General features: G+C 61.3%; 14 protein-coding genes and 1 tRNA gene. 7 read left to right on the top strand and 8 right to left on the bottom strand.

The annotated features are described in order from the left end of the window. The first annotated feature begins 189 nt into the window (after positions 1-189). The 6 genes from NKH97_RS06170 to NKH97_RS06145 all read left to right on the top strand — a co-directional run bounded on the left by NKH97_RS06170 (position 190) and on the right by NKH97_RS06145 (position 7,010). Complete coding sequence (locus NKH97_RS06170) at positions 190-648, top strand: phasin (protein ID WP_013530255.1); 459 nt, start codon at positions 190-192, stop codon at positions 646-648. A 358-nt stretch (positions 649-1,006) separates the two neighbouring features. Further along, positions 1,007-1,083, top strand: a tRNA-His gene (locus NKH97_RS06165). A 515-nt stretch (positions 1,084-1,598) separates the two neighbouring features. Further along, the gene (locus tag NKH97_RS06160; protein ID WP_352795749.1) at positions 1,599-4,148 is read left to right on the top strand and encodes a caspase family protein; all 2,550 of its coding nucleotides are present in this window, start codon (positions 1,599-1,601) and stop codon (positions 4,146-4,148) included. A 17-nt stretch (positions 4,149-4,165) separates the two neighbouring features. Then, a complete protein-coding gene (locus NKH97_RS06155; RefSeq protein WP_245273064.1) occupies positions 4,166-4,465 on the top strand; it encodes a hypothetical protein in 300 nt (99 codons plus the stop codon). A gap of 186 nt (positions 4,466-4,651) precedes the next feature. Next, complete coding sequence (locus NKH97_RS06150) at positions 4,652-5,758, top strand: OmpA family protein (protein ID WP_352795747.1); 1,107 nt, start codon at positions 4,652-4,654, stop codon at positions 5,756-5,758. Between the two features lie 7 nt (positions 5,759-5,765). Continuing rightward, complete coding sequence (locus NKH97_RS06145) at positions 5,766-7,010, top strand: caspase family protein (RefSeq protein ID WP_352440785.1); 1,245 nt, start codon at positions 5,766-5,768, stop codon at positions 7,008-7,010. Here the strand turns inward: NKH97_RS06145 and NKH97_RS06140 are convergent. Further along, the gene (locus NKH97_RS06140) at positions 6,992-7,621 is read right to left on the bottom strand and encodes a DUF6931 family protein (RefSeq protein WP_245273063.1); all 630 of its coding nucleotides are present in this window, start codon (positions 7,619-7,621) and stop codon (positions 6,992-6,994) included. The genes NKH97_RS06145 and NKH97_RS06140 overlap by 19 nt on opposite strands. A 161-nt stretch (positions 7,622-7,782) precedes the next feature. Between NKH97_RS06140 and NKH97_RS06135 the strand changes: the two genes are divergently transcribed. Continuing rightward, positions 7,783-8,319, top strand: coding sequence for an OmpA family protein (locus NKH97_RS06135; RefSeq protein WP_352440784.1), 537 nt, complete (start codon positions 7,783-7,785; stop codon positions 8,317-8,319). Between the two features lie 37 nt (positions 8,320-8,356). Here the strand turns inward: NKH97_RS06135 and NKH97_RS06130 are convergent, their stop codons facing one another. From NKH97_RS06130 to tssL, 7 genes are all read right to left on the bottom strand, one after another. Next, on the bottom strand, positions 8,357-9,970 hold the full coding sequence (locus NKH97_RS06130; RefSeq protein WP_023809167.1) for a caspase family protein: 1,614 nt from the start codon (positions 9,968-9,970) through the stop codon (positions 8,357-8,359). A 216-nt stretch (positions 9,971-10,186) separates the two neighbouring features. Beyond that, on the bottom strand, positions 10,187-12,556 hold the full coding sequence (locus tag NKH97_RS06125; protein WP_023809166.1) for a M23 family metallopeptidase: 2,370 nt from the start codon (positions 12,554-12,556) through the stop codon (positions 10,187-10,189). Next, the gene (locus tag NKH97_RS06120; RefSeq protein ID WP_023809165.1) at positions 12,553-12,963 is read right to left on the bottom strand and encodes a DUF1036 domain-containing protein; all 411 of its coding nucleotides are present in this window, start codon (positions 12,961-12,963) and stop codon (positions 12,553-12,555) included. The genes NKH97_RS06125 and NKH97_RS06120 overlap by 4 nt, the downstream gene beginning before the upstream one ends. A gap of 105 nt (positions 12,964-13,068) precedes the next feature. Then, on the bottom strand, positions 13,069-15,537 hold the full coding sequence (locus tag NKH97_RS06115) for a serine/threonine-protein kinase (RefSeq protein ID WP_023809164.1): 2,469 nt from the start codon (positions 15,535-15,537) through the stop codon (positions 13,069-13,071). Further along, positions 15,537-16,316 carry a PP2C family protein-serine/threonine phosphatase gene (locus tag NKH97_RS06110; protein WP_023809163.1) on the bottom strand — a complete coding sequence of 260 codons (780 nt, stop codon included), beginning with the start codon at positions 16,314-16,316 and terminating at the stop codon, positions 15,537-15,539. Before NKH97_RS06110 ends, NKH97_RS06115 begins: the two co-directional genes overlap by 1 nt. A 165-nt stretch (positions 16,317-16,481) precedes the next feature. Continuing rightward, positions 16,482-20,039 carry a type VI secretion system membrane subunit TssM gene (gene tssM, locus NKH97_RS06105; protein WP_023809162.1) on the bottom strand — a complete coding sequence of 1,186 codons (3,558 nt, stop codon included), beginning with the start codon at positions 20,037-20,039 and terminating at the stop codon, positions 16,482-16,484. Positions 20,040-20,061: 22 nt separating this feature from the next. Further along, positions 20,062-21,561 (bottom strand): type VI secretion system protein TssL, long form, encoded by a 1,500-nt coding sequence (gene tssL, locus NKH97_RS06100; protein ID WP_023809161.1) that lies wholly within the window; start codon positions 21,559-21,561, stop codon positions 20,062-20,064. Positions 21,562-21,632: the final 71 nt, after the last annotated feature.

Raw genomic sequence — 21,632 nt, 5'->3', positions numbered from 1 at the left:
CGGAGGCGCGAAGGTCCACAAGCCAGAACGTGCAAAGGCCGGAATCTGGGCTCTTGGTTAACGGCCCAAAGAAATTTATGGTGCACTGCAACAAAGATATTGCAATGCACAAAATTTGCCTTTATATTGCCATCATACATGAACGAGACGGCTTTCTGTCAAAGCCGCTGCCGCTGAAAAGGATGGAAAATGTCCAGGACCAAGACCGCCGAGACGATCGAAAACGTTGAATTCCCGAGCTTCGACGCTTCCAAGGCCACCGACCAGATCCGCGCTTTCGCCGAAAAGGGCGTTGAGCAGTCGAAAGAGGCCTACGCCAAGCTGAAGACCGGCGCCGAGGAGACCCAGAAGGCTCTGGAGTCGACCTACGAGACCGCCAAGACCGTTTCCAACGACCTGTCGCTCAAGACCATCTCCGCTTTGCGTGCCAATGCCGAGGCCGGTTTTTCCCACCTCGAGGCCCTGATCGGCGCCAAGTCGCTGTCGGAAGTCGTCGAGCTGCAGACCGCCTTCCTGCGCAAGCGCGTCGAATCGACCGTCGAGCAGGCCAAGGACTTCCAGGCCGTTGCCTCCAAGGCGGCCGAGGACGTCTCCAAGCCGATCAAGACCGCCTTCGAGAAGGCGATGAAGGAAATCAAGGTTGCCTAACATTTGCGCATGATCGGAAGATGCAACAAAAGGTCGCATTTTCTTGAAAACGATCGGGTGTATGATGGCAGCCATCAAGGAATACCCGGTGAGTGGAACCTCCTCCCTCTGCTCCCCGGGGTGACCAGCCAGCACCTCCTCCCGCTGGCTCGTAACAGGAAAAGGCCGGCACCTCCTCCCGCCGGCCTTTTTCTTTGTCCGGCGCCTGGTCTTCTTGCCAGGCAAATGCCGCGTCGATGTGGGGAAGTGACCTTTGCTTTCCAAAAGCCTTGAATTAGAATCCATAAGCCCGTAAGGACGCATCGCCGAACGACAGAGCGGGCGGATGAGTTTCTGTTTCGATCCGCTCGGGCAACGTGCCGTTGTAGCTCAGATGGTTAGAGCGCCGGATTGTGGATCCGGAGGTCGCTGGTTCGATCCCAGCCAACGGTACCATCGGTTTTCCAGTAAGTAATTGAATTTATTGTAAAAGTTTACCTTTGGGACATAATTTGTATCACAGTAGGTCTCACAATGTGTATCACAAATAGGAACTGGGTGCGCTCGGAAGCGACGCGAAGTGATTGATACCAAAAAGCTTTTTTGCGACACGCGATGATCATTGTCGGAAACCGCAGGATTCTTGGCGAAGAAAATCGAACCGGAAAGGCTTCGGTGGACCGCTTCCCGTCCACCGTGGGAGCCGATGGATGGCATCAGGCGCACCCGTCGTTGGATTGGGACTTGGCGGGTGCGTCGGATCCAGACAGCCATGCCGGCGCCGTTTGACACTCATTGCGGATGGCTCGGCTCTGAGGTAATTTAGATCCTGATCGGATGGGAAAGTGCCTGCTGTCGCGACGGTTTTTTGTTTTCTGTTCCTGTCTCGGCTGATTGTGAGCTCTTTAACAGCCTTGATACCGCAACCTTGGGGGCTTGTGGTCATCAGGTAGCGACGGTGGAAACAGGCCATGCTCCGACTTTGCGGATTCATCGCGGTCTTCTTCGTAGCGGCCCTTACGACCTTCGATGCGTCGGCCGATCGACGGGTCGCCCTGGTGATCGGCAATTCCGACTACCGGCAATTCCCGGCGCTGAAGAACCCGGTCAAGGATGCCGAGGACGTCTCCAAGACGTTTCGACTGGCAGGGTTCGAAGTTTTCGTTGCAAGCAATCTCACCAAGCTGCAGTTCGAAGAGCAGTTCCGCAATTATCTTGCCGCGATGGATGGCGCCGACCTCGCCGTCGTCTACTATTCCGGTCACGGTTTCCAGATCGGCGGCGAAAACTTCCTGATTCCCGTCGATGCCTCGTTGAAGCAGGCGGCGGACATCGAGGTCCAGGCCATCAAGCTCAACGATGTCCTGGAACAGATGCGTTCGAAATCGAAGATCCAGGTGATCGTCCTCGATGCCTGCCGCAACAATCCGTTCCCGCGCAAGAATTACTGGCTGAGAGACCAGCTTATCACCTCCGGCAACGCCGGGCTCGCGCAGGTCAGAAGCTCGCTGAACACGCTCATTGCCTTTGCCACCGAGCCTGGGGCGGCGGCCTATGACGGCAGCGGCGACCTCAGTCCGTTTTCGGCGGCGTTTTCCCGTCGCGCGCTGGCCCCGAACCAGGAGATCCGCACGGTCATGGCGGCGGTGCGCCGGGATGTGGTGGAGGCAACAAAAGGCCTGCAGGTTCCCTGGGAGAACTCGTCGCTGATCGACGAAGTGGTGCTGATGCGCCGCAGCAACCGCCCCTCGCTGCCGCCGGTGCTGGAGAAAATCGTGTTGTCGGGAGTGGGCCCAGTCGATCTCGGCCTGCCGGAACCGGTCGATGTCGACGGCGGAACGATCACCGTGAGCATCGAGAGACCACCTGCTCTCGGCCGCCTCATGCTGGACGGCGAACCTGTCGAGGTTGGCGAACCGATCCAGGGCAAGGACCTGCCGCGTTTGCAGATGGATGTGCCCAAGGGGGTCGACGCGCAGGACGAGGTGGATATGCTGGCCTACGCCACGCATGACAATTGGGGCGGTCAAAGCCAGGGCATCCTGGTGTTCCGGGTCAAAAGCGGCGAAGGCGCCCATGGCGAACAGGTCATGGCCTCGCTCGCGGCCGAGCAAAAGCAACAGGTGGTGGAGCGCGGCATTCATATCACAGGTGCCGCCGAGGCGATCGAAAACCGTGACATTGATGTTCCCGTTGGCGTGGGCCCGGTTGCGCTTAACCTGGATTTCCCGACCGACGATCCCGCGGTCAGTCTCAAAGTTTCGGCATATCCCGCGACAGGAACCCTTTCGCTCCCCGACAGAACCCTGTCACCTCAGTCCAGCCTGATGGCCGCTGAAGTCGACCGCCTGCGCTACGAACCTCAGATCGGCGTAGCCGCGCCGGTCGAGGTCGGCTTCGAAATCCGTGCGGACAGCAGTTCGTCCAAGCCCGCCACGATGAAACTGTCGCCAACCGTCGATCCGTGCGACTCCGCCGCCGGCGAGCCTCTGGACCTGCAAGGCGTCGTTCCCGGCCTGCTGCCGAACGAAATCGGCGCCGGCGCCGTGGAGGTTTGCGAAGCCGCTGTGAAGGCTTATCCCGATGTCCCACGCTTCCGCTACGAACTGGGGCGCGCGCTGCTCGCAACTGGCAAGGTCGAGGAAGCGAAGACAGCCATCGAGGAGGCCGCCAAGAAGGGACATGTGCGTGCTGTGTTCGAACTCGGCTACATGTATGCGACGGGAACCGGTCTGGTCATCGACCGCACGCAGGCCAACGCGCTTTACGCCGCGGCATCCGACAAGGGCGATCCCTACGGCATGACGTCGTGGGGCCGCGCCTTGTTCAATGGCTATGGCGTCAAGCCTGATACCGCCAAAGGTCTGGACCTGCTGCTCAAGGCGGCCGCGATGGGGCACACCTATGCCATGAACGATCTCGCCGCGATCTTCACGGAAGGCCGCAACGGCGTGACCGCCGACCCGGCCCGTGCAGTTGCCTTCCTGGAGGCCGGCGTCCAGCGACAGGACATGTATTCTATGAACCTTCTCGGCCGTAACTACCTGGCCGGCGTGGGTGTCGAAAAGGACCCCAAGCAGGCGCAGGGGCTATTCCAGAAGGCTATGGATCTAGGCCAGCCCTACGCTCCGGCCAGCCTTGCGCGCATGTACCGGGATGGCGTTGGTGTCGAGCAAAACCTCGACGAAGCGCAAAGACTGTTCGAGTTGGCCACGGCACGCGGCGATCAGTCCGGCGCATATGATCGCGCAGCGCTCGAAATGCAGAAGGGCGCCAATGCCGACCAGACGATAGCGGTGCGCTATCTGGCCTTTGCGGTCGCGCTTGATCTTCGCAAGGAATTGCCGGGTGCCCAGACGACGCTGACGAAATTCGAAGTGAAGACGAAAACGGCCGCGCTCAAGCAATTGCGTGGCGAACTCAAGTCGAAGATCCCGGCGAAGGGCTCGCTTGACGACCAACTGGTCAATGCGGCCAGAGCGGTCTGGGAGCAAGCCAATCCGCGTCGGGACTTGTTTTGATCAGTGAGGAGGCAATCGTGGGCAGGGCAGTGAAGCAGGCATTGATCGCCACAGTTCTATCCGGCGCTCTGGTGGCAGTAGCGGGCTGCATGTCCGTTGCGCCCGCGCCCAAGGCCGAACCGACGGTGACGACGACAAAGCACAGGCCGAAGCTCATTCGCACGACGACCACGCCAAAGATCACCAGGCAGAAGAAGGCTATCGCCAAGAAACTCGTCGAACCGACTGAGGAAACCGCACCTGTCGTCGTTCCACCTTTGGGCGGCGGCAATGGCGGCACCGGTGGCACTGGTGGCGGAGGCGGCGGCTGGGGATAATGCTAACAGCAGGTCAGGGTTTCGCGGCACCGCTCGCCGAGGCCGCCTGCCACCATTTGACACGCCAACTCTGCCCCCGGACCTTGACCGGAAGACCGGCTGCAACTGCTCGCCAACCAGCCGCAAGTGCTCTATGCTCTCGCCAGGTGTCGTGTCGATACGGTGGTCCTGGTCAGGGGGCGTTCCATGTTCGAAGTCGTCGCATTCTGGTGGAAGACGAGGCTGAAAGGCCCCGCCACACGAGGTCTTGGCCTGATCGTCGCGCTTTCCGGCTTGCTGCTACTCGCATCGCAAGCCGCCAACGCAGCGCCGAACTGGACGCTTGATCCCACGGCTTCGGTGATCACCTACCAGTCGGTGAAGAAAAACACGATCGTCGAGACAAACAAGATCAGGAACATCACCGGCACGCTCAGCTCGGCGGGTGATGCCAAGGTCACCTTCGACCTCAATTCGGTCGATACCGGCGTCGACCTGCGCAATGTCCGCATGCGCTTCCTGTTTTTCGAGACATTCAAATACCCGACGGCCGAGCTGACGGCCAATGTGGATCCCGCCGCATTCGCCGATCTCGCGACAAAACGCAGGGTGAAGTCGACGCTGCCTTTCCGTCTCAATCTGCACGGCGTCGACAAGGACCTCGAGGCCAGCATCGTCGTCACCATGATCAGTGACGACATGGTCTCCGTTGCTTCGGAAGCTCCCGTCGCGGTTCACGTGGAGGATTTCGGCTTGCTGCCGAACGTGGACAAACTCCAGCAGGCGGCCAACGTCACCAACATCGTGCCCACCGCGTCGGTGTCGTTCGATTTCGTCTTCACCGCCGACGGCAGCAAGCCCGCTGCAACCGAGACCGCCGCGGCGAGTTCGACCGATGTAGGTCCCGTTGCCACCGACGCCGCCAAGGCGAACTTCAGCGATGAGGAATGCTTGAACAGGTTTGCCGTGCTCTCACGCACCGGCGCCATCTACTTCCGGCCGGCCAGCGCGCGGCTCGATGCGAAAAGCCGCCCATTGCTGACGGAGGTCGAAGGTGTCGTTGGCAAATGCCCAAGCCTGAAGGTCGAGATCTCCGGCTATACCGATTCCGATGGATCGCCGGACGCAAACAAGCAGTTGTCGGAGCGGCGCGCCCACGCGGTTGCCGACGCCTTGATTGCCGAGGGTATTCCGCGCAATCAGGTCAGCGCCGCCGGCTATGGCGAGGAGCGGCCGGTTGCCGCCAACGATACGCCGAAGAACAAGGCGCTCAATCGGCGGATCGAGTTTTCCGCCACCAAGCCCGTGAACTGAGGTTCCGGTGAGGTCCGATCTGATCGCCTGTTGCGGTGGCCTCTTTCGTGCCGCCGGGCTTGCCGCGCTTGCCTTGCTTTTGACTGTAACAGCCGCCAGTGCCGAGCGCCGCATCGCGCTGGTTCTGGGCAATTCCCAGTACCAGCACGCGGCGCCGCTCGCCAATCCGGTGCGCGACGCCCAGGCCATGGCCGAACGCTTGAAGAAACTCGATTTTGAGGTCGTTTCCGGCTTCGACCTGACCAAGCTGCAGACACAGGCGACGATCGTGCAGTTCGCGAAACAGGTGCGCGGTGCCGACATCGCGCTGTTTTTCTATGCCGGCCACGGCCTGCAGGTTTCGGGCAAGAACTATCTGCTTCCAGTCGACGCTGCGCTGGAAGATGAAACCTCCGTCGACTTCGAAGCCGTGTCGGTTGATTTCGTTTTGCGCCAGATGTCGCGAGAGACCAGCATCAGTCTGGTGTTTCTCGACGCTTGCCGCGACAATCCCCTCGCCGAGGTGCTGGCCAAGACCGCGGGCGTCAACGGCGCCAGCAGCGGCCTTGCCGAGATCCCGGTAGAGAATGGTGGCACCGGCACGCTCGTCGCTTTCGCCGCCAGTCCCAATCAACTTGCCTATGACGGGTCGGGCGAACATTCGCCTTTCACCTCGGCGCTCCTCAAGCGTATCGGCGAATCCAACGTCTCCATCACCGACGCCATGAACAGGGTCACCAGCGACGTCTTCAAGGCAACCTCCGGCAAGCAGCGTCCCTGGATCAACGTTTCGCTGAAAACGGATGTCGTTCTGCACAAGGTCGATCTCAATGCGCCGTTGATCGTGGGCGAGGCGAGCGCACCTCCAACCGAAGGCGGCTCCGACGCAAGCAACACCGGCGCTGCAGGCGCATCAGGCCAAAGTGACGACCAGCTTGCGCTCGATGTGCTGCGTCAGAAGATCCCCAGGCTGGCTTCGGACGATCCGATCTTTTTCGACCATCCGATCGATTTCGGTGATCCGGCAATCGATGGCAAGAGCATCGCCCAGCTGATCAAGGGCAAACCCCTGTTCAGCCCGGTGGAGGGATTGGACAAGTCGGTATGGGAGGACAAACATTGCGACGGCTGCCATGAATGGGACGAGGCACGGCTATGCGAACAGGCGAAAAATTTCGCCACCAACGATGCTTCTGTTTTGCGCCTGCAACATCCACTTGGAACGCGCTTCAAGGTGGCGCTTGCCAAATGGGCTCAAGGTGGCTGCAAGTAAGCATCCGCCGATTGGCGCAGGGCCTCGATCTCGGCCATCTGGATGCCCATTTCGACAAACGCGGAAAGAACGGCAAAGCGGTCCACCAGTGCGACACGCGCCAGCCCGGCCAGAACACCCGCATTGATTGCATGGGCGGCAGGAAACGGCTGCAAGGCCGATGGTGCTTCTGCGCCGACAACAGATCCGACAATAAAGGAACCATTGTCACGCCATCCCGCCGCCCGGGCAATCCAGGCTCCCGGCGTTGTTGGCGGCGTTGCCTCTGCCTGGCTCACCGCGGGGCGATGGCTGTCCGGTTCACCGACCCAGTCGCGAACATAGGCGAGCAACTCGTGATCAGTTCCATCGAGCAACTCGCTCAGATGGCTCAGGCATTCATGCGCCCACCAGACCGCAGCCCGGTCGGGAAGCAGGTAGGCACAGAACGTGATCGCCTCTTCGGGAACGCGCCCGGCGAGCAGGTCGCGGCAAAACTCGATCGATTGCTGTTCGGTTGGAAGGGCTCTCATGTCCCGGGCAATAGCGGGACAAGCCATGAAGAGATCCTGTGCCGTTTTGAATCGGAGCTCATTGGCCATGACCGCCACGCCTTCATCGAGAAGCTCCAACCACTCAAGCCCCAGGCGCGGCGCGGGTCAAGTCTCAACCGGTGACGCTGCAACAACTGCCGGCACCGCCGCATCCCCTGGCGTTTATCGACAGACAATTGCCCCGGAATTTGGTATGATCACCACCATCGAAATCGGATGCTCAAACAGGAGTAACCGCTATGCAGTGGGGCAGTTCAGCCTTGGTGTTGGCAGTCGTGTTTTTCTCGACTCACGCTTCCGCCGACCCTGTTCAGAAATCAGAAGACATCGTGAAGTTTTTTGCCGGCGCCGCCGACCTCGGCAAGTCGCGAGGAATTTGTGTAGGAACCGAGGAAGAGTGCAACAGCAAGACCAAGGCAAAAGACGCGCCGGCCGAAAAATCCAGCCTCGATATGCTGATCAATTTCGGGTTGGATTCGGCCGAACTCGACGCGACAGCGCGCAGTGAACTCGACGAGTTCGCCAAGGCCCTGAAGGACAGGCGGCTGAGCACATTCAACTTCGTTGTCGAAGGCTACACCGATGCCACCGGCACGGTCCACTACAACGAGGGCCTGTCGCAACGGCGAGCGCAATCGGTGGCAGCCTTCCTGACGGCCAATGGTGTCGAGGCCGCCCGCATCAACCCGATCGGCATGGGCGAAAAGAATCCGCGCAGCCCCAACCCGTACGATCCGGCTAACCGCCGCGTGGAAATGCGGATAAAGACGCAATAGCACCTACCGCGTGCCACTGTTCCAGGAACGCCGGCGGTCAGTTCTTGAGCACGCCGCCCACAGCCACACCGGTGCCGAAGATCAGCGCCTTGGTGAGGAAGTCGTTGTTATCCCGGGGCGGCGGAAGATCATCATCCTGCCGCACCACTGTGTCCCGGTTGCGCCGCTTCTGAACGACCTGCTGTTGTTTGCGGGGTTTCTGTGCCACCGGTCTCTGCGTGCGGACCTTCTTTACCACCTGTTTTTTCGGCTGCGTCGCACGGGCCTGATCGGCAGCATATCTGGCGCGCACGGTTTCCATCATCGGATCAGTCTGGATTACGAGGAATGCAAGTTGCTCGCGTGTCAGATAGCTGGTCTGCGGCAGGCCGTTCTCCACCTGCCAGATACCGATCGCCTGGCGGGTCTGTGGGCCTATGTTTCCGTCGACGCGGCCAAGCTCGTTGCCCAACGCTTCGATGCGCAATTGCAAGTCGATGCGACCCTGGCGGTCGAGGCCAATGGCATTTTCCGTCAACTCGGTGCCCGGTGTTTGCTTCACCTCGTCGGGGACGCCGACCGAGGTGCGCACTGCGGAGCCGGAACTGGCGTTCGCCTGGTCCGTATCGAGTGCCGCGACCTGCCGGTTCTGGGCTTCCGGGTCGTTCAATTCGTCGATGTTCAGCCGCGCCACCGTGGCGAAGCGGCCGTTTGGGAACTGCTCGAGATAGGCCTCGTAGAACGGCACCGAGTTGCGCTTGGAGGCTTCATCCCAGAGCCGCTGCTCGACTTCCCAGGAAGGCGGGTCACCAACCACCAGCGTGGGGGCGGTTGCCGCCCCGGCATTGGCAGGCTGTGCTTCAGGCGCCGCCACGACAACGGGTTTTCCAATGAAGACCTCGCGCCCCAGCGACGCGTTGTGCCAAGGCCTCTGGCGACCTTGCGTCGTCTCGGTCACTTCGCCGCGCACGCGCGTCAGCGCGCTCTGGATCTCAATGCCGGGTTCGGTCAGGTGCCTGGCGAGCGCCGTGGAGTAAGGGCTGTTGACGCCGTTGCCGTCGAAAGCGATGGCGCCCGGATCCGTTGCATAGGCGATCAGGATGCCGCCCGTGCCTACGCCGTCCGATCTTGCTTCGATCGGTGCCAGACCGGACCCCAACGAACGCGACTTCGGCAGCGAGGCGGCCAACGTCCTGGCGAGTGGATTGTCGCGGCAGGCATCGAGTATGATGACGCCGACCGCCGGATCAGGCGGCAGCGCCGCCAGGAAGTCTTCGACCTGAATGGTGCGGGTCTTGAGATAGGCCGGCGACGTCAACTCGGCGTCGACCGGTATCAGGAAATTCTTGCCGTCGACCTGCATGCCGTGCCCGGCATAAAAGATGACGGCGAGGTCGGCATCGTAAGACTGCTCTGTGAACCGGCTGATGAGGCTGTGCATGCCGGCATTGTCCTGATCCATCCCCTCGATCACCTCGAAGCCGGCATTGCGCAGCGTGGAGGCGATGAGGTGCGCGTCGTTGGCGGGGTTGGGCAAAGCGACAGCATGAACATACTTGCTGTTGCCGATGACCAGTGCGACGCGCTTGGCGTCGGGCGCGGCTGCCTCAGCGCTGAACGCGGCAAGGATAAAAAGGAGAAATCCGCTCAGAAATACGATGAACGCTTTCATGGACCAGCCCTCCGCCCAGCAGGGCGCACTGTTGATGTCTGCGCATGCTCAATTTCGTCAGCGACAATGTCGCTTATGCCAAAATGGCTCTTGGGCGTATGTGATCCTGACCACGGTCTTGGTTCACAAAGGACCCGAAAAAAGTTGTCCATAGTAACACTTTGCAGCCGGAACACCAATGGTCTGACGGTGAACTCATGAACCGCGAGGGCAGGTTCAAAGGGTATTCTGAAGCGAGCTTATGACGGCCGTGATGGCTTGCTTGTATTCTTCGAACTCTGGCGACGTCTGGCGCACTTCCGTCGTGGTCGATACCGGTTGGCCTGCGCCGGTCCCCGCGGGGCTGAGCTTTCGGCCCATTTTCCTTTCGGCCCAGTCCACGACATAGCCGGCGGTCTTGCCGGTGAGGAACGGGTTGGCCTGAATGACGGCCGACCCGAGCACGGCGCTCAATTGCGCCGAACTCGACGCCGACAATACCTGATGGGCGCCTTCCATGCCCAGGAAATGGCAGAGATAGAGCCGGCCGGCTGTGATCTGGTGGCCTCGCGCCCGAAGATAGGCTTCACCCTCGCGCGCAAGATTGCGCACCATCTCGCGCGAGATCGTGTAGTCGTAGCGCAGAGCAAGGAGATCCGCATTTGAAAGTGTGCGCGCCAGTTCGGGACGGTAGGTGTTCATCATCCTGATCCAGGTCTTCGATATGAATTGGCCGGCACCGGTTGCTGAAGAAAGCGGGTTCTTGGCGCGGGCGCTGCCACCACTTTCGACATGAACGATACGGTCGGTCAGTGTTTCGACAGCAGGATCGCTCGTTGCGACCGCGGCGGTCACCGTGCCCAGCGGGTCGATCGCCCCGCCATTCTGATAGAGTTCGAAATGCAGATGCGGCCCGGTCGACAGGCCGGTGGTGCCGATATAGCCAATGATGTCGCCGGCCTTCACCTTTGTGCCGACACCGCTTGCTATCGCGAATTTCTGCATATGCGCGTAGCGCGTCTCGCGTCCGTTGGCATGCGCAATCTTCACCAGGTTGCCATAACCGCCGCCGTCGCCCTGGAAGGTGACCTCGCCGTCGAAAGCGGCCGCGATCGGCGTACCCACCGGAGCCGCCCAATCGACGCCCTTGTGGATGCGAACCACGCCCAGAATTGGGTGCTTGCGTGGACCGAAGGTGGACGTCATGACCCCGTTGACCGGCGTGACCATGCCGTTGATGACCGTCAGCGAGCGGATCTGATCGTCGCCGGTAACGCATGCAAACTGACCGTCGCTCTGCTGGAAGACGAAGCATTCGAAGCTCTTTTCAGCACCCTGCACGCCGACATACAGCACGCGTCCGTCGGTCTCGCCCTTGCCGCGCGGCGTTTGTGAATAGATCAGGACAAGGCGCTGGTCCTCGCTGGCGAAGGCGTCCAGGTCCCGTCCTCTCGATAGGTACATGATCGCTTCGCCGATCACGCCGGTCGGAACTTTGTTGCGCGCCGCCGTCGAATAGATTGCGTCGAGCAGGCGATATTGCCGCTTGTGCGTGCCTTCTTCCGGTGCACCCGAATAGTTGAACAGATCTTCGCGGACCCAGGGATCGACACCCGATACGAATGCACCCGCGGCGTTGCGCGTCAGCGTGCCGACAAAGACGCTCTTGGCGTAGATCGACACCTGCATGAGCGACATTGTTGTCGTCTCGCGCGTCGGCCTGAAACCACGCATGGCGACGACATAACCCGGTTCCAGGCCTTCCCGGTTGAAAAGCGCCTTCAGCGCTTCGCCCGCCCGCCTGGCGTCCTCGACGGAGAAATGCGCATCGAGCGCAACGCTGTCCAGGCTGCGGTCGTTGAGGATTTTCACGAACGTGTCTTCGGTCGCCTCGAACCGCTGATACTCATTCGTGACGGTTGCGACACTCGTGTTGTTTTCGATCTGTGTCTTCTGGAATGCGGGCAGGGCTGCTTCGCCTGCATCGATTGTTTCACCCCAGCCGGCTTCGGGATCGTCGGTGCCCATCTGCTGCCCCGAAGCAGCCGGAGCCTCGTTGGGGGCAGGCGAGGGCTGAAGATCGTTCTGCAGATCCCCCGCCGGCGGCTGAAGATCGTCCTGCAGATCGTTGGACGGCGGCGGGGCGGTCTGCCGTTGCGCCTGGAAGAATGCGAAGTCTTCCTGCGTCGACGGTATCGTCGTCATGAATTTTTCGCTGGCGCTGAGCATCACATCCGACAGGATTTCGATCTGCGGAGAAATCCCGGCCTGATCGAGATCCGCCGGCTTCGCGATCGAACGGCCCCTCGACGTGGCGTCGGCGTCGGGGGCAAGGGTGATCCACATCGGGTCCCCGGCAAGGTCGATAATGGCAGGCACATAGACCGATGCATCGGCCGGCACGTCGTCCACCCCTTCGACCGCGTGAAGCTCTTCGTCTTCGTCGCCGAACGACCAATAATCGGCGGTGAGGTAGAAGCCCACGGCGATCGACAGCATGATGATCGCGGCAAGACCGGCAAGCAGCCGGCGCCAGAGCCTGCGTCTGCGAAGCGCAAGGCGCGCCTGCTTCTTCTGCCTGAAGCTCGTGTCGATAGTGTGCGTCACGGGCTGTTTCCGGTCAGGAAGAACGTCCACCGCGCCTGTTCGAGCGTATCGACTTCGAGAAATTGCGCCGCGATATGGCCGCGTTGCCAGCATTCGTCGATGCCGCGGGTCGAGAAACGCCTTCGCTCGATGCACATTTCGGTCGATCCCGTCAGGATCGCGTGGCCGAAGACGTCCGTTGCGTAGATGTAGATGTAGCGGTTGGTCAGTTCCTCGCGAATGACATTCACGCACTGATTGGCGCCGATGGTCCACCAGCCGTCTGTCTGATCGGCATTGTCGACCTTCTGGCCGACTGCGAGATTGACGACGTCGAGTGTCTGATTGCAGACCGTGAATTCGGCTCGCGCTTCGCCGGATGACAGCACAGCCAGCAGCGCGGCGCCCGCGATGACCGCAAGCTTCATGTGGCCCGCCAAGGCGAGCAGGGCGCGAACCGGTTCACACTGCTTTATGGGCAGGTCGGCAGACGAGTGGGGCAAACACGAGCAGCGTTCCATCGGGCGCCCATGCTATCCGCCGAGCCGGAAATACTTGGCAGTGGCTGAGAACTGAGATCCGTTGGTCTCGATTTCCTCGAGAATTTTGGGTAGCAGCGCCGAGGCTGGCGTCGGCGCCGAGAATGCGGCCGCCTCAATATCCTGGGGTCCCGTGATCACCATTATGATCTGCGGCACGGCCTTTCCAGCGGCCTTGTCGGCGGCGCCGAGGCCAATCGGGATGCTGAAGGTGGCTTTGTCCGACTGTGCGACGATGCGATCGTCGAGATTAAACACCATGCCCTTGTGATCGATCAGCAACACGCTGGAAATGAGCCCGCCACGCGTCACCAGCGTGCCGCTGATCGGCGTACCGTTCGGCACCGACGTCCGGTCGAGAACAAGCTGCGGCTTGTCGGCCGCGGTCTGTCCCAGAAAGCGCAGAAAATTGGTGACTTCGCACTGGCTCGGCTCAATGAGGCGGACGCTGATGTCGGGCTCCACATGGAATTTCGCCTGGAAATCGCCCAGCATGCGTTCGAATGGCTGGACCGCTGTTCCAAATCCTTCGATCGCGGCTGCGGTGTCGGTTGGCGAATTCATGGTCGCATAGAAACAGTCGCCGCCGCCGAAGTCGCGAACCCAGGAGACTCGTTGCGCGATGTCGTCCACGGCCGGAGGAATGGCCGGTTTGGGTACGTTCAACGCGACGACAGGTTGGTCCGGCTGCTTGGCCGCCGGTGGCACAGTCTTTTGGCTCTCGGCGTTCGCGGCATCCGTCTGGCTTGCAGTGGGTTTGGGCGCCGGCCCGGCAACCTTGGGTTCTGCCGGCTGGCTGATCTGCGGCTCCGGTTTGGGCTTTGGGCTCTCCACAAACTCTGGCTGGGCCGGCGGTGTCTTTTCGGATGGCTGCTGCGCGTCCGTTGCCGATGACTCCGGGGGGCCCGCGGTTTGCGCGGGGACAGTGGGCTTGGCCGGCTCCGGCGTTTGCACTGCCTTGGCATCTGCCTGGCTTCCAGCCGGCGGCACGCCCGCCTCTGTTTGCGGTTGCGCTTCCATTGCCGGCGGTTTCTCAGATTCCTCGGTCTGCGAAGGGAGTTCGGCGGGCTTGGCCGGCTGCGGCTTTTGAGCCGCCGAGGCATCTGGCTGGTTTTCAGCCGGCGGTACGCTGGCCTCCGGCTGCACGGGCGGAACTGGCTTTGCCGGCTCAGGGGCGTTCGCGACTTTGTCCGTGAGGGTCGGCGCCGAAGTTTCCGGTGTAGGCTTTGACGGTTCGGGCGCGGAAAGCGATGTCTTGCCGGCAATCGGCGTTGCCGGCGTCATGAAGCCGCTCAGATACAGGCCCGCGCCTGAGGCGACAGCTAGTGTCGCCAGGGCAGCGATCGCGATAGTTGGGGTCTTTGTGGATTTCTTGGGCATATCCGCAGTGACCGCGCGCGGAGGGCCGGCGACCGGCGAAGGCAGCGGTTCGGACAAATGCGCGGGCCGGACATGCGGGACGAAGCGCTGCTCGCCCGGGCCCGTTGCCGTCGGCGCGTTGCGTCCCGCGACATTGGATGCCTGGCCGCCCTTGGGATCAGGAGTAAGGGTTTGCCCGGCTGGCCGGTTGCGGGGTGTGATGGACGTCGGCGGCGTTGTTCCTTCGTCTTCGCCACGCGTCATCCTGGCGATATCAGCCATGCTGACCGGCCGGTCTCGCGGATCCGGTTGCAGCATGGCTTCGACAATGTCACGAAAATCGTCGTCGATATCAGAGAGGTCAGGCACGGCCCGGCGCTTTTCGATGATCTCGAACTGCGATCCGCTCATGTCGATCGGTTTCCCGCGCAGAGCGGCAGCCAGCACCAGCCCAAGGCTGTAAATGTCGGACTGTTCACTGACGTCGCCGCTGTACAGCCCGAGCTGTTCGGGCGAAACGTAGTTGTACTTTCCCGCGAACTTCCCGCCGATCAGTGTCTCCCCGCCCACGGTCGCCGATCGCGCTATACCGAAATCGATGATCTTTGCGCGGTCGACCCGGCCCCCCGGCAGGATGATATTGTCCGGCGAGAGGTCGCGATGGATTGCTCCCGCTTGATGCACGGCGCTCAGGCCGGATGCGAGGCGATGGCAGAGCTTGCGCACCTCATCCGTCGGCATCGGACCACGTCGCATGATGTCGTACAGCGACTCGCCGTCGACGAATTCCATGGCAAGGTAGGGACGGCCGATCCCGGGATCGATGGTGAAGACGTGGTATCGCACGACCGCATCATGCGACAGGTGGTTGAGGATCGAGGCCTCCTTGCGGAACAAGGACAAGATCGTCTGGTCACGGGCAAATTCGGGCAGCACGATCTTGATCGCGACATGGTCGCCGGTCTGGATGTTGTGGCCGCGATAGACCTCGCCCATGCCGCCGAATGCGATCCGTTCGTCAAGTTCGTAGATGCCGCTGAGCTGCGTACCGACAGCGGTGTTGGCCACTTGCGGCGATATTCGCGTCTTGTCATCGGCGCTCATCAGCCTCGGCCCTCCGCTCTGGACAGATCAGGGTGGAGCGATTGTCCATTGCGCCCGTTCCCAATCTTAACCAGCACAATGGTGACATTGTCCGTTCCGCCTCGCGCCAGAACCGTTTCCAGCAGGTTTTCTCCGGCCGCCTGAGGTGTAGCCGACACGACGGCGGCCTCGATCTCGGGGTCGGTGACATGTGCCGTCAGCCCATCGGTGGCCAGCACGAAAATGTCTCCCGGCATCAGTTCGCCCTGCTGGAAATCGATGACGAAGTCGTCACTGACCCCGATCGCATGTGTGATGACATTGCGGCGTGGCCAGGTGAGCGCCTCGACCGCGCTGATCATGCCTCGATCCAAGAGTTCCTGCACTTCGGTGTGGTCTTTCGAAATCTGCGAGATCGCGGCGTTGCGGATCAGATAAACCCGGCTGTCGCCCGCCCACAGGCAGGCAAATCGTCCGTCCATCGCCAACAGGGCGGCGACCGTGGAGCCGATGGTGATGCCGCGCGATTCCGATATGCTGCGGATTTCGGCATTGGCCCGGCTCAGCCTGTCCTCGAAGCGGGCCCGAAGATCGGGTGCCGAGCTCGCGATGCCGATTGTTGACAGATGATCGACGATACTGGCGGAAGCGACCTCTCCGGCGTCATGTCCACCCATTCCGTCGGCTACCACCCAGAGGCCAGTTTGTGGCTCGACTAGATAGCTGTCTTCATTGAGCTCACGGACACAGCCTTTGTGGCTCACGCCGAAGCTTTCGATGGAAAGGGCGACAGTATTCAAATTGCCACCAAGCGCTTTTCAAGCGTCCTTCTGCGGCGCACCTTTGGACGCTCGCTGGCGCCACTTTGCCACAGGCTCGAACATTAAAGTACCGAAAACTAAGGAAAACCGGGGTTTGAACTCTGGTCAGCGGATCGGCGCCATGATCAGCAGATCAAACCCATCTCAAAACGCCTTGGGACAGCTGAATCCGGAAAGGGCCGGGAGGAAGAAGTGGTTGGAGCCTGAACCTGTCTGGAGCGTATAAGTAACGTCGCGTCCGCCAATCACGAAGCGTGCTTGCATGTTGCTGTCGTGGCCGGTGACGGCAGCCTTGTCCAGAAGTCGCTTCAGGGCCCACGGCCCTTCGAACTTGATGGCGGATTCGCGGCCTGGCATCTCCGGCGTCAGGCTCAGACTGGCGGATCCGGAAGCCGCGCCGCTCGGCCAGGTCACTATGCTCGGCATGTTGCCCGCTTGGTTGCTCTGGACGGTCTGGCCGTCGACATCGAGCACCGCCGCATCGGCATCGCCATGCAGTGAGAAGGGCGTGAAGGTCACGCTCACCGAGGGCACCGAACCGCCCTGGGGAAAAAAGGCGCTACGGATTTCGGCCGCCAGCTGGAAGTTCTTCAGCGTCGACTTCGACAGGTCGCGGCCGAAGCGAGCATCCTGTTTCCAGCTCCAGTCCTGACCGGTCATATCGATCAGCGATGCGAGGTTCTGTGCGAAGAACCGGTCCATCAGCCCGCCCGGAGCGAACAGTTTGGCGAAATCCGCCATCGCGATGTCCTCGGTGCCATTGCGGGCGAAAGGATAACGGCCGTTGACCGCCGCCTCGCAGGGCTGTGTGACCGTCTGGTCGAGCATCTGGTTCAAATTTGCCACCGAGGTCTCGGTGACGTTGCCTTCAAACTCGTCTGCCGTCGCATTGACCATCCGGCCGAGTTGCTTGGGCAGTCGCGAGACATTGGCGCGAAGGGTGGCTATCTGGAGCTGCAGGTTTGCGTTGACGCGTTCCGTCTGGGAGGGGACGTCGGTCGCCAGTTGCAGGCTCTGGTAGATATCGCGGAAATTCTGGGTCAAGGCATCGATCGGGCGGTGTCCGGCAGCACCGCTCACCAGGGCCTGGAACGGCCTGAATTGCGCTTCGATGTTGGCCCCGGGATTCTGGTTTTGCGCGCTTAAGGATCCCGTGCCGGCACGGGTTTGCGATTTTCCGGTGGCGATTTGTATGCCGATGCGAGCCAGACCCTTGGCCACGCTTGCTGCGTCCTGTAACTGGCCCGCGCCGCCTTCAACCCCGGTGGCTGAGTCCTTGCCGGAAGCAGCGTCCCGCGTCAGAGCGGTTTCGTCGGCGATCGCCGTAAACAGCAGTTCGATCGGCGAGGTTGGCGAGGCGACGGCGGAAAGCGCGATATAGCGCGGCTTGTCCTTCAGCATCGCCTTGAATTTCAACCCGTCGAGAACGCTGTTCCACGCCGTTGCGAACTCCTTGCCATAGCGGTCGAGAAGTTCGGGACCGAGCTTGGGCAACTCCTGATCGATGCCGCCTTGCTCGCCGCCGCCACCGAGGACCCACTGGTCGTCGACGAGCGTCTGGGCAATGCGCGAGAGTTGCACGAGATAGAAGCTGTTGAAGCCGGCATAAGTATAGAGGCCGGGAACACGAAGGCCTGACAGATCGCCGCCATCGACCCGCTCGAACAGTAACGGGGCTTCCGGGCCGCTTTTCAGGGAAACAGAAAAATCATCCAGAGCTGCCGCGTATACTGCGGATTTGACCAAAGCCGAGGCACGGTCGGCAAGGCTCATGCGCCCGAGCGACCGTTGAGCGGCTTGGACGAGCGGCTGGTTGAGTTCGAAAACCGGATCGTAGGCGTCGTCCAAGGCAAGCATGGCACCCAGGTGCTTTTCGAGATGCTCGCGTCCTTCGCGGTTGTTTTCACCTGGATACCGGTTCTGCTCCCAATCGTGCTTCATCCAGGAAATGATCAACGCGTCGTCGACCTTCGGCGCCTTGCCGCCAAGCATCAGGTAGATTTTCAACGGCTCGTAGAGCGCGGCGGGATCGGCCATCCTGGCCTGGATCGTCCGCTCGGCCTGGATCAGCAGGCGCGATCGGAACATTCGTTCCAGCGCTTCCCGGTAAGCCGTCTTGGATGCCGAAAGAAGTCTCTCCCGCTGGCTGAGGCCGAACGTCTCCTCGATCGGTGTCGGCACGTCGCCGGTTTCGAACCCAGCCGGCAGATTGCGCAACTGGTCGAGCGGGCCAATGACGTTTTCGAGGTCGACATCGGTGACCTCGGTGCTTTTGAGCAACGCGTCCGCCGTCTGGCGATACTGGCTTATGGCCTGCGTGGTGGAGGCGATCAGCGACCTGTTGGCTGTGAAGCTCAGGGCTAGGGTGCCGAGGGCCGCCGCAGCGATCAACGCGATGGCGCCAAGGCCGGCGAACCTGGCGATCGTTGCACGTCTTACAGCTGATTTGTCATACGAAACCCATCCGGATTCGGCAAAAATGACGCCCGTCAGCAGATCGTGCAAAAAGAAGCTTTTGCCGGTTCCGGAAAGATGGGCGCGGGGGCTGCTGCCGAAATTGCGACCGATCGCGCCCAACACCTGATCGATTGGCGTTCCCTCTTGCGTGCCTGAAGAGAAGTAGAGTCCACGCAAGCTGACATTCACCTGGCTGCGGGTCGGATCGAACAGGCTGGCGATGAAATTGGTAATTCGCTCCTTCAGCGCGCCAAACTGCGCCGGAAAGCCAAAGATGGATATACGCGCGACCGGATCGGCCTCTTCCTGGAGGCGGTCAGGCATCTCCTCCACCAAGCGTCTTGCCAGTGCATCGAATTCGGCCGGAGCCTCGGCGGCCATATTCTTGTTGCGATCCGTGGTCTGGAATGTCGCGCCCCAGACCTTGCGCCGGCGCGGCTCGTCGAAGCCGCCGAAGTAATCCATGAACCCTGAAACCAGGTCGGCCTTGGTGAACAGCAGGTACACGGGAAACTGGATTTTCAGCGTCTCGTGGATTTCCCGCAGACGACTGCGTATCTCGACGACGTGAGCGTCAAGCTGCTGATCGTCGAGGCTGACGAGGTCGGCGAGGCTGATGGCCAGGATGACGCCGTTTATCGGTTGCCGTGCGCGGGCTCTCTTGAGCAGTGACAAGAAGGCAAGCCAGCTCTTCTTGTCGGTCTCGGCATTGGAATCCTGCGTCGTGTAGCGTCCGGCTGTGTCGATCAGGACGGCCTGGTCGGTAAACCACCAGTCGCAGGAGCGTGTTCCGCCAACGCCCGCAACTGGCTGGGCATCACCCGAACCGGCCAGCGGAAAATTCAGACCCGAATTGACCAGCGCCGTTGTCTTGCCGGCACCGGGCGGGCCGATGACGATGTACCAGGGGATCTCATAAAGGAAATTGCGTTTGCCGCTCGACCGCTTGAGCGCCGCCACGGCCTCATTCACGCGGGCCTCGAGCACCCGCGAGTCGTCATCGCGGTCGTCATTGTGTGTGACCACGGTTTCGAGTGCTTTTTGCGCTTTTCTCGCTTGCCAGAAACGCAGGCCGTAGAAAAGCGTGAGCGCTGCCACGATCACCCCGATGATAGTCGCGCGCAGCCAGGCAGGCCCGAGAGGACGGGTATCGGCGAAGCGGATCAAGGGTCCGGCAAACCACACTGCCGCCGCAAAGCCGGCCAGCGCAATCATGCTGAATATCCGCAGCAGCCAACGCGTCATGGCCGCTCCCGACTGGCCGTGCTCACAATGTTTCCTCCTTGGCGATCATCACATCGACACGGCGGTTCTTGGTGCGGCCTTCCGGCGTCGCATTGTCGGCGATCGGTTCGTCCTCGCCCTTGCCGTCCACCGTTAGTCGCGAAGGATCACTGAACTTCGGTGCCATCATTGCTTCGACGGCCTTCGCTCTGGCGACGGAGAGATCGAAGTTGGACTTGAATGGGCTCGATTTCCGCGGCTTCACATTGTCCGTATGGCCGACAATCCTGATCGGTCCGCGCTCGGGTTCCAGAGCCGCGGCGATATCTGCGGCAATGGGCTGGAACTCCGGCTTCGCCTCGGCCCTGCCGGACTGGAACAGCAGGAGATTGTTGATTTCCACAACGATGAAGTCGCCCTTCGTGCCGATGGTCAGCCCGCCGCCTTCGACTTCCTTGGCCAGTGCCGAACGGATGCGATCGATCTGCGTGGTTGTGGCGACGGGTGGGACGATTTTCGCCGGCTCCGCCAACGGCGCCACGCTGGCCCGTTCGATGGTAATCGGCGTCGATGGGTTGAGCGCCAGCAATTCACCGGCGGCAGCGTCGCCTTCGTTGGTGATGAAGACCCGCAGTGCGAAGAACGCAGCAGTCAGCAGCGCCGACACGGCTGCCGCGACGACCCAGAGCGGCAGGCGTGTCGACGGCTGCGTCATGGTCGACGCCAAGCCCTGCCAGTGGGGCGAGATGTCCGCGTCCGCGCGTGCCCTGAAATAGCGAAGCGTTTCGTAGACGTCGCGCCGAACGCGTTCGAGATTGCTGTCTTCGCGCGTCAGGCCCCGGTACTGGCCCTCGAACCCCAGCGACAGGCAGACATGCATCAGTTCGAGCAGATCGTAGTGTGCCTCGGGACTGGCCAGGACCTTGTTCAGCGCTTCGAAGAAGCCTGTGCCGCTGGGCTCGACGTGAAAGAACTGCGACAGCATGCTGTGCTGCGCCCAAGTATCTTTCTGTGGCCAAGGCAGGTTGCCGACGAGATCGTCGGCGGTTTCGCAGAGGATGAATTTCGCAATCCGCGCATCCTCTTCGGCAACACCTGATTTCTCGACTGTCCTGTCGAACCTATCGATCGCCTCAGTGACATGTTCGGCCAACGGCTCGGCTTGTCTCTCGACGGGGATAAGCCTGAACTGGCCGAACAGCATCAGCAATGGTGCGGCCGCGGCAAGGATCGGGTTTGCCGCGGAATATCTGACACTGTCCGTGACATTGAGCAGGGTCTCCTGCCGTAGAGCTGCCTCGGAAGCGCCGCTTCCTGCCGAAGCGGAAGGGGCTCCTTGATAAATCACTGTCCCGGATGCCCAGCCCGGCGGTGTATGCCGGCCGATGCCGGGATCGAATACGGTCGAATCCTTGATCTGCGAGGTTTGCCCGTCATCCGCGACGGGCACTTGAGGGACCGGCGCCGGTTTTCGCTCACGCCGTGGAGGGGCGCGAATGACGGTCTTGCCAGCCGGGCCGAAAGGATCGTCCTTCGAACTCATGGACGATCGTCCGTGCAGGCGGTGTGCCCGCGACTGGGTGAGACAGGCGCAAAACGGTTTCTCGTCAGGTG

It is taken from the genome of Mesorhizobium sp. M0870, from assembly GCF_040319775.1.
Lineage (GTDB): Bacteria > Pseudomonadota > Alphaproteobacteria > Rhizobiales > Rhizobiaceae > Mesorhizobium.
Note: the sequence above shows the minus strand (reverse complement) of the source record. Positions and strands in the feature narration are given on the sequence as shown.

Coding starts and splice junctions, on each gene's coding strand:
- NKH97_RS06170 (WP_013530255.1), top strand. CDS start 190: ATGTCCAGGACCAAGACCGCCGAGACGATCGAAAACGTTGAATTCCCG.
- NKH97_RS06160 (WP_352795749.1), top strand. CDS start 1,599: ATGCTCCGACTTTGCGGATTCATCGCGGTCTTCTTCGTAGCGGCCCTT.
- NKH97_RS06150 (WP_352795747.1), top strand. CDS start 4,652: ATGTTCGAAGTCGTCGCATTCTGGTGGAAGACGAGGCTGAAAGGCCCC.
- NKH97_RS06135 (WP_352440784.1), top strand. CDS start 7,783: ATGCAGTGGGGCAGTTCAGCCTTGGTGTTGGCAGTCGTGTTTTTCTCG.
- NKH97_RS06130 (WP_023809167.1), bottom strand. CDS start 9,970: ATGAAAGCGTTCATCGTATTTCTGAGCGGATTTCTCCTTTTTATCCTT.
- NKH97_RS06120 (WP_023809165.1), bottom strand. CDS start 12,963: ATGAAGCTTGCGGTCATCGCGGGCGCCGCGCTGCTGGCTGTGCTGTCA.
- NKH97_RS06115 (WP_023809164.1), bottom strand. CDS start 15,537: ATGAGCGCCGATGACAAGACGCGAATATCGCCGCAAGTGGCCAACACC.
- tssM (WP_023809162.1), bottom strand. CDS start 20,039: ATGACGCGTTGGCTGCTGCGGATATTCAGCATGATTGCGCTGGCCGGC.
- tssL (WP_023809161.1), bottom strand. CDS start 21,561: ATGAGTTCGAAGGACGATCCTTTCGGCCCGGCTGGCAAGACCGTCATT.